The organism is Yersinia sp. Marseille-Q3913 (assembly GCF_963892745.1).
In the GTDB taxonomy this organism is placed as follows: domain Bacteria; phylum Pseudomonadota; class Gammaproteobacteria; order Enterobacterales; family Enterobacteriaceae; genus Yersinia; species Yersinia bercovieri.
Genome location: NZ_CAWQAF010000044.1, coordinates 84,814 through 93,490 on the forward strand (window position 1 = coordinate 84,814; position 8,677 = coordinate 93,490).

An 8,677-nucleotide genomic window follows, 5' to 3' on the forward strand; every position below is an offset into this window, starting at 1 on the left:
TCTTTCTACTGATACTGAATCATGAGTTTAGTCATACTTCAGCACCTTTTCTAAATTTATCCCATTGCGGTGTCAATTGGGCGTAGTTTTACCTTTTGTTTTGTAAAGACCCCCATTTTGTCGATTTTTGATGGCTACACGGCTAAACATCTCCCTATCTGAACGTCCCGACACCTAAGCACCTAAACGTCTAAAAACCAATAAATATATTCCAAAAAGGAATATGGGCGGGTTATTTGTTCTTTTTAGTGCCTAAGCCACTGGCGCTATGATCCAGCCAATAGGTTGCTAACCGACTCACTCAGTTAATTCACTTTTTTGAAGCACCTTTTATTGGAGAAAAAAATGGCTATCCCTCGCTCGGTGCTTGATCTTATCGGCCACACCCCTCTGCTGGAGCTAACCCGCTTTGATACCGGCCCGTGCCAACTGTTTGTGAAGCTGGAAAATCAAAACCCCGGCGGCTCGATTAAAGACCGCGTCGCGCTCTCCATGATTGAACAGGCGGAACATGATGGTTTGTTGCAGCCCGGCGGCACCATTATTGAGGCAACCGCTGGCAATACTGGCCTCGGGCTGGCGCTGGTTGCCGCGCTAAAGGGCTACAAGCTGATTTTGGTGGTGCCGGATAAAATGAGTCAGGAGAAGATTTTCCACCTGCGTGCTTTGGGCGCACAAGTGCTACTGACGCGTTCGGATGTGGGTAAAGGCCATCCGGCTTATTATCAGGATTATGCGCTGCGACTGGCGCAGGAGACCCCCGGCGCTCTCTATATTGACCAATTCAACAATCCGGCCAATCCTGCCGCGCACCAGAGATCCACCGGCCCAGAGCTGTGGCAGCAGATGGGCGAACAGATTGATGCCATCGTGGTGGGCGTCGGCTCCAGCGGCACACTCAGTGGCCTAAGCCAATATTTCGCGGATCTCTCACCGGCGACGGAATTTATCCTGGCTGATCCCGCCGGATCTATTTTGGCCGATTATGTCGATAGTTCACAGATTGGCGATGCGGGAAGCTGGCTGGTTGAGGGCATTGGTGAAGATTTTATCCCACCACTGAGCAACTTTTCCCAGGTGAAAAAATCCTACCGCATTGATGATGCCGAAGCCTTCAGCACCGCCCGGACCCTATTGCGGGAAGAGGGGGTGCTGGCAGGCTCCTCCACCGGCACCCTGCTGGCTGCTTCATTGCGCTACTGCCGCGAGCAAACCAGCCCCAAACGGGTGGTCACTTTTGTCTGTGACAGCGGTAATAAATATCTGTCAAAAATGTTCAACGACTACTGGTTACTGGAGCAGGGTCTGCTGAGCAAACCTCAACATGGCGATTTACGGGATTTCATCACCTATAGCCATCAGGATGGCGCAACAGTTTCTGTCTCGCCGCAAGATACGCTGTCGGTCGCCCATGCCCGGATGCGCTTATATGACATTTCGCAGTTGCCGGTGTTAGACGGGGAAAAAGTGGTTGGCCTAATCGACGAGTGGGACCTGCTGAATGCAGTGCAAGCCGATGCCAGCCATTTCAAATTACCCACCAGTACCGCGATGACCCATCAGGTCAACACGTTACAAAAAGAGGCGGATTACCGCTCTTTGCTGGCCACGTTTAATGATGGTCATGTGGCGGTGGTACTGGATGGCGAGCGCTTCCTCGGCCTGATTACCCGCACTGATGTTTTGAATACCTGGCGTCAAAAGCTGGTTTGATTTTCTCATATTAAGGATTTTTATCATGGCAAAGTTTGATACCCTGACCGTCCACGCCGGTTACACCCCAGACAGCACCGGCGCAGTGATGCCCGCTATTTACGCAACCTCTACTTTTGCGCAACCCGCCCCCGGCGAACATACCGGCTATGAATACTCCCGCAGTGGCAACCCAACTCGCACCGCGCTAGAACAGGCCATTGCCGAACTGGAGGGCGGCATTCGTGGTTATGCTTTCGCCTCTGGCCTGGCGGCCTGCTCAACAGTGCTTGAACTGCTGGATCAAGGCAGCCATATCATTGCGGTTGATGATTTATATGGCGGCACTTATCGTCTGTTGGAGAAGGTTCGCAGCCGCACCGCCGGTTTGCGAGTGACTTATGTCTCCCCTGCGGATACCGCCGCGCTGGAGCAAGCGATTCAGCCCGATACCAAAATGATCTGGGTGGAGACGCCAACCAATCCGCTGCTAAAACTGGCTGATTTAGCTGCCATTGCGGCGATTGCCAAAAAGCATCAACTCATCAGTGTGGCCGATAACACCTTTGCTTCACCTTACATCCAACGCCCGCTGGATCTCGGTTTTGATATTGTGGTGCATTCAGCAACCAAATACCTTAATGGTCACTCTGATGTGGTCGCCGGAGTCGCGGCGGTGGGTAACAACCCTGAACTGGCGGAGCAATTGGGCTTTTTGCATAATGCGGTCGGCGGGATTTTAGACCCCTTCAGCAGTTTTCTGACACTGCGGGGCTTACGCACCCTGGCGCTGCGGATGGCGCGACATAATCACAGTGCGCAACGCATCGCCGAATGGCTTGAACAGCAGCCGCAAGTGGAAAATGTCTACTATCCGGGGCTGAAAAGTCACCCACAACACGCGCTGGCAACCAAACAGATGGCCGGTTTTGGTGGCATGATTTCGGTGCGACTGAAGGGGGATGACAGCTACGCCCGCGCAGTGATTAAGCGCTTACATCTGTTTACCCTGGCCGAAAGCCTCGGTGGCGTCGAAAGCTTAATCAGCCAGCCATACAGCATGACCCACGCCTCAATTCCGCTGGAGACCCGCTTAAAACACGGCATCACACCGCAATTACTGCGTTTGTCCGTGGGCATTGAGGATACCGAAGATTTGATAGCTGATTTAGCGCAGGCGCTGAACGGCTAGGTTAAATCAGATAAATATAATAGGCGTGAATATCACGCCTATTGTCATACCAACAAAAACAAGCACTAAACCGCCCTTTGCCAGACATGGCCACGCTCTTCAAAAATCAGTTTCTCCATTGATTGCTGGACTTCAGAATCTGCCAATATGCGCAAGAAAATGCCCCACAAAAAGAGAGTGGATAAACGAAGAGTAAGCGGCAAAAAATGTTACCGCCGATGCGCCAGAGACCTGACCCACTTATCACCCAAGCTTTGTACACCTTGCACCAGAATCACCAAGATGATTAATGTCGCGACCATCACTTCATTATTAAAGCGTTGATAACCATAACGAATAGCCAAATCGCCCAGTCCGCCGCCACCAATAACACCCGCCATGGATGAGAAGCCCACCAACATCACGACAGTTAAGGTTATTCCGGCCAATAAGGCAGGTAGCGCTTCCGGTAATAACACTTTTTGAATCACATGTCTGGCTGAGCCGCCCATCGATAAAATCGCTTCGATCCGCCCTTTATCGACCTCATCCAAGGCCGCTTCTACCACTCGGGCAAAGAATGGAATAGCGCCTAAAGTGATGGGAACAATGGCCGCAGTACTGCCCAAGGTGGTGCCGATAATCCAGCGAGTAATCGGAATTAATGCAATCAACAGCACCACAAAGGGCATCGACCGCCCCAGATTCACAATGGCACCGATAAATGTATTCAGCCGAGGGGCCGGTAAAACGCCATTCTGGCGCGAAACAAATAGCAAAACGCCTAATGGCAGACCAATCAACACGGTGAAAAAGGTGGCGATCACCACCATATAAATGGTTTCGCCGGTGGCATTCGTTACCAATGCCAGCAGATCCTGCCAACTCATGCCACTGTTCATATCAGTTCAGCCCTCACGCCGCGCTCATTAAGAAATTGTAATATTTCAGCCAAATTTAACCCACCGTCTGGGTGGCTGAAATCAACCCGTAAGCGGCCAACCCGTTGACCGCCAATGGATTCCACACCACCACCCAACAGCGTGACCCCTACTGCATGTTGTTGCGCCAGCTCACTGAGTACCGGCGACGCCGATAGAGTATCGAAGAAGGTTAGCTCCGCAACTGGCGTGCCGGATAGAGAGGTCGGGCCGCAGGTCGGTAGCAATGAACGCCCCAGACGCGAGTGAGGGGAAGCCAGTAAATCCGCAATAATACCGGTCTCCACCACCCGTCCGCACTCAAGCAAAGCGGCGTTATCACAGATGGATTTCACCACATCCAGCTCATGGGTGATCAGCACGATGGTTAACCCCAGTTGGCGGTTAATATCGCGCAGCAGCGCCAAGATTGATGCGGTGGTTTCTGGGTCAAGCGCACTGGTGGCTTCATCAGATAGCAGGTAGGCCGGTTTAGCCGCCAGCGCCCTTGCAATGCCGACGCGCTGTTTTTGCCCCCCCGATAGCTGCGAGGGGAAAGCATCGGCTTTGTCACTCAACCCAACTAAATCCAATAACTCGGCGACACGTTGCTGGCGTTGCGGCTTGGGCATACCAATAATTTCCAGGCCAACCGCAATGTTGTCCCGGACATTACGTGAGTGAAGTAAATGGAAATTCTGAAAAATCATGCCGATATTCTGCCGTTGCAGACGTAATTCTCGGTCAGAAAGGGTGGTTAACTCACGACCATCCACCTGAATACGGCCCGAAGTGGGCCGTTCCAGTAGGTTCAAACAGCGGATTAAGGTGCTTTTACCCGCGCCGCTGCGGCCAATAATACCGAACACCGAGCCGGTGGGGATCTCAAGCGAGACCTCCGTCAGAGCCACCATCGGCAGCCCCCCTTGCGGATAGGTTTTACTCAGGCGTTCGATGCTAATCATGATTTATTGCCTGCCACCGGAATGACTGAACCGGCGTATTTTTCAGTGATAAATTTCGCCACTTCCGGTGACTGTAAATCTTTCGCTAACTGTATGATACGCGGGTCATTTGCCAGCGATGGTGTGGTGACCAGAATATTGGCGTACGGGTTACCGGCGGCTTTCTCCAGACCCAATGCGTCTTTTGCTGGGTTCAGCCCGGCTTCCAGCGCATAGTTGCCATTAATGACCGCTAAATCAACATCATCCAGTGAACGTGGGATCTGCGGTGACTCGATTTCCAAAATTTTCAGGTGTTTTGGATTGCTCGCGATATCTTTCGGTGTTGCCTGATTTTTCGCCGGATCAGTAAAGCCCGGCTTTAGTGTAATCAGCCCCTGATCTTGCAATAAGTAGAGCGCACGGCTGAGATTGGTGACGTTATTTGGCACCGCTACGCTGCCTTTATCCGGCACATCAGCAAAAGTTTTGTGTTTGTGGGAATAGACCCCCAATGGCTCGATATGCACGGTTGCGGCGACGGCAAACTTCTGCCCTAGCGCCTGCTCTTGAGAACGCAAATAGGGCACGTGCTGGAAGTAGTTGGCATCAACATCACCGTGGGCCAGCAACTCATTGGAGTTCACGCCATTGGGGATCTCAATAACTTTTAAATTCAGTGACGGGTCCAATTTTTGCACAAATTGCAATATTTCTGCATGAGGTACAGGATCGGCCGCGACGCGCAGTGCCTCAGCAGCCTGTGCCGATAGAGTGAAAGTTGATGCCAGAGCCGTCAGCAGTGCCGCACCAACCAGGCCAGAAACGCGTGTTTTTGTCATCACTGTTTTTTTCATTATCATTATCCCAAAAATTAAGTTTTTATAATTAAATATCAATATGTTGTGTTGGCTGCTTCTGATGGTGCGATCACGCCAGGGTAGTGTTTTTTAGCCACATCCGGGTGAGAGCGCAGCCGTCCTTTCAGATAATTAAGCCCCACATCACGAAACAGCGGATTGTGCGGATCACTGGCTGGCCCACGAGCTTCAGCCGCCAGCGCTGCCGGCAATTGATACAGTGGCACCACGGCATCCAGACGTGCGCCGAGGAAAAATGCGATAGAGAGACGATCTGCACCAGCTGGCGGGGTTTCAACCCGATGTACCGTGGCACGTAGGTAACCATTACTGGCCAGCTCTAGTAGCTCACCGATATTGACCACAAAAGTACCTTGCAGCGGCACGGCATCAATCCAGCGCCCCTCTTCCACTTCAACTTGCAAACCACGTTGCTGGTCTTGCAGCAAGAAACTGAGGAAACCTGAGTCTTTATGGGCGCCTACGCCCTGTCCGCTGTGGGTGGTTTCACGCCCCGGATAGCGGATCAGTTTGATGTGTTCATTGGGCTTATCGCCATACAGCTCATCAAACGCATTTTCATCCAGATCTAATGCCAGTGCGAAAGCCCGCAACAAGCGCAGCGCCATGCCGGTCATTTCCCGCTGCCATTGCAGTAACGCGGGTCTTAATTCAGGTAAACTGGCCGGCCACTGATTGGGGCCTTGCAGCTGCGCCCAACTTGGTGTGCCCGATGTTTGTGGCAGTGGGGCTCTTTCGGCACCAATATCAAACTGTTCGCGCCAATCGGGCTGGCCACGAGTGAGTTCAGCGGCGGCACGGTTATAGCCGCGAAAATGGGGGGAGTGCACCATGGCAACCGCCAGTTTCTCTTCATCGGGCAGCGCGAAGAATTTACGCGACAAGGTTTGGATTTGCTGTAATAACGCGGGGTCAATGCCATGTCCGGTGAGATAGAAGAATCCGATATCCCGTGCCGCATGGCGTAAGGCGACTAAGAATGCCTGGCGCTCAGTTTCACTGCCATTTAGCAATGAAAGGTCCAATAAAGGCAGTGTGGTGGCAGATGCCACATTGGCGGCTGATGGGTTAACGAATAGTGGATTGCTTAAGTTTTGGTGGCTCATTTTTCACTCCAGAATGTTCAATTGGCTGTTTTTTCTGCTCAGAACCAATGAAAACTGGACAACCATATAAACGAAGAATCAGCATAATCAGCTCCTGAGCTGTGGGGTGAAAGCAGTTTTAAGATCGTTAAAGACTAGATATTTAACAATTCATATCTAAACGATATAAACAATTAACACCGAAATTCAGCAGCACACCAATATCAATCCGTTCTATGTTATTTCTTTCATTACTGATTACCGCTACCACTCTTCACGATCATTAGGCTGTCTTATTGGGTGGCTAATCTGATCTCCTTTCATGTTTGGGTAGAAAGTATTAGCTTAGCTATGAATACCCCTGATTCCGGTTGGGAATTTCTGATGTCCAGCACATGCACGATTAAGTTTTACTGCAACCTTTCTGTCTGCCCGGAGGAGACTTAATGGACTTAGCCCTGTTTGATCTCGACGAAACATTGATTAGCGATGACAGTTCTGGCCTATGGTTGCGCTGGTTGGTTGATAAGGGGCTTGCGCCCGTCGCGCTGGCAGAACAAGAACAGTATTTAATGAAGCAGTATTATCAGGGTGAGCTATCGATGTCCTGTTACATGGAGTCGACACTCTCCCCCTTGGTTGGGCGGCAGACGACGGAAGTTGCCGGTTGGGTTGAGCATTTTATCGAGCGCGATATTCTGCCGCGCATCTACCCACAAGCCCGAAAAATGCTAGCCTGGCATCGTAATCGCGGTGATTACATCGTGATTATCTCAGCCACCGGCGAGCATTTGGTGACGCCCATTGCACAGCATTTCGCCGCCAATGCCGCCTTATCTATTGGGGTTGCGGTGGAAGATAACCGTTATACCGGCAAAACCTATGGCACCCTGACGTATCGCGAAGGTAAAGTCGAGCGGCTAAAACAGTGGCTCTCGACATCGCCGCAGTTAGATTTTGCACAGATCTATGGTTACAGTGATTCGATCAATGACAAACCGCTGTTGGAGTATGTTGACCGCGCGGCAGTGATCAATCCTGGCAATGAATTGGTGGATTTAGCGATTTTGCATGACTGGGATATCCATCATTGGCAACATAAGAGATAGATAATATTTCAAACAAATATAGGAGCTTACATGCTAACTGTTTGGGGTCGGAATAACTCGAGCAATGTCAAAAAAGTGCTTTGGTGTTTGGAAGAGTTGGCGCTTAGCTATGAGCGAATTGATGTCGGCGGCCAATATGGCCAGTTGAATGAACCACTTTATCGCGCAATGAACCCCAATGGTTTGATCCCTTGCCTGCAAGATGGCGATTTCACTCTTTGGGAATCTAATACTATCGTGCGATATTTAGCTGCTCAATATGGTGAGAACACGCTTTATCTGCCAGATGCACAGCAACGAGCGAGTGCAGAGAAATGGATGGATTGGGTGACTTCCAGTATCGCGGCTCCCTTTAGCGCAGTGTTTATCGGGTTGGTGCGGACCCCGCCGGAGCAGCAGGATAAAGCAAAGATAGCTCAGGGCATGGAACAACTAAATAAGTTGATGGCGATTGCCGATAGCGCCCTTGCTGAGCAGTCTTATCTTTCCGGCGATAAATTTGGTGTCGGTGATATCCCGCTCGGGTGTCTGGCCTATGGCTGGTTTAATCTGTCAATCACTCGTCCTGAATTGCCACACTTACAGCGCTGGTATCAAAGCCTGACACAGCGTGCGGCATTCCAAAAAGTGATTGATATTGGCATAAGTTAAATAAGCAGAGGTAAGCAAAATCAGCTAACACCCCTGCGGCTTCAGGGACAAAACAGATCCTCGAAGTCATTGGAGTCGCAGGTAGGCAGCCAACGAACGCATCCCGATGAGCTGACTCAAGTCAGTGATTCGGGTAAGTGAGCGCAGCTAACACCCCTGCGGCTTCAGGGACAAAACAGATCCTCGAAGTCATTGGAGTCGCAGGTAGGCAGCCAACGAACGCA

At 51.1% G+C, this 8,677-nt stretch carries 8 protein-coding genes; 4 read left to right on the top strand and 4 right to left on the bottom strand.

The window, feature by feature from the left end; translation table 11 throughout:
• Positions 1-345 precede the first annotated feature (345 nt).
• Positions 346-1,713, top strand: coding sequence for a pyridoxal-phosphate dependent enzyme (locus tag AACW11_RS15305; RefSeq protein WP_212584650.1), 1,368 nt, complete (start codon positions 346-348; stop codon positions 1,711-1,713).
• Positions 1,714-1,738: 25 nt separating this feature from the next.
• Positions 1,739-2,884, top strand: a complete 1,146-nt coding sequence (locus AACW11_RS15310; protein WP_212584651.1) for a trans-sulfuration enzyme family protein — start codon at positions 1,739-1,741, stop codon at positions 2,882-2,884.
• A gap of 209 nt (positions 2,885-3,093) precedes the next feature.
• Here AACW11_RS15310 and AACW11_RS15315 read toward each other — a convergent pair whose 3' ends face one another.
• From AACW11_RS15315 to AACW11_RS15330, 4 genes are read right to left on the bottom strand one after another with little or no spacing between them, the layout of a single operon-like run.
• Positions 3,094-3,765 (bottom strand): methionine ABC transporter permease, encoded by a 672-nt coding sequence (locus AACW11_RS15315; protein WP_212584652.1) that lies wholly within the window; start codon positions 3,763-3,765, stop codon positions 3,094-3,096.
• A complete protein-coding gene (locus AACW11_RS15320; RefSeq protein ID WP_212584653.1) occupies positions 3,762-4,748 on the bottom strand; it encodes a methionine ABC transporter ATP-binding protein in 987 nt (328 codons plus the stop codon). Before AACW11_RS15320 ends, AACW11_RS15315 begins: the two co-directional genes overlap by 4 nt.
• On the bottom strand, positions 4,745-5,569 hold the full coding sequence (locus AACW11_RS15325; RefSeq protein WP_212584654.1) for a MetQ/NlpA family ABC transporter substrate-binding protein: 825 nt from the start codon (positions 5,567-5,569) through the stop codon (positions 4,745-4,747). Before AACW11_RS15325 ends, AACW11_RS15320 begins: the two co-directional genes overlap by 4 nt.
• A gap of 53 nt (positions 5,570-5,622) precedes the next feature.
• Positions 5,623-6,714 carry an isopenicillin N synthase family dioxygenase gene (locus AACW11_RS15330; RefSeq protein ID WP_212584655.1) on the bottom strand — a complete coding sequence of 364 codons (1,092 nt, stop codon included), beginning with the start codon at positions 6,712-6,714 and terminating at the stop codon, positions 5,623-5,625.
• Between the two features lie 425 nt (positions 6,715-7,139).
• Here AACW11_RS15330 and AACW11_RS15335 point away from each other — a divergent pair, with 425 nt between their 5' ends.
• Together AACW11_RS15335 and AACW11_RS15340 are read left to right on the top strand one after the other, a co-directional pair.
• Positions 7,140-7,802 (top strand): HAD family hydrolase, encoded by a 663-nt coding sequence (locus tag AACW11_RS15335; protein ID WP_212584656.1) that lies wholly within the window; start codon positions 7,140-7,142, stop codon positions 7,800-7,802.
• 30 nt (positions 7,803-7,832) lie between these two features.
• A complete protein-coding gene (locus AACW11_RS15340; RefSeq protein WP_212584657.1) occupies positions 7,833-8,453 on the top strand; it encodes a glutathione S-transferase in 621 nt (206 codons plus the stop codon).
• The last annotated feature ends 224 nt before the right edge of the window (positions 8,454-8,677 follow it).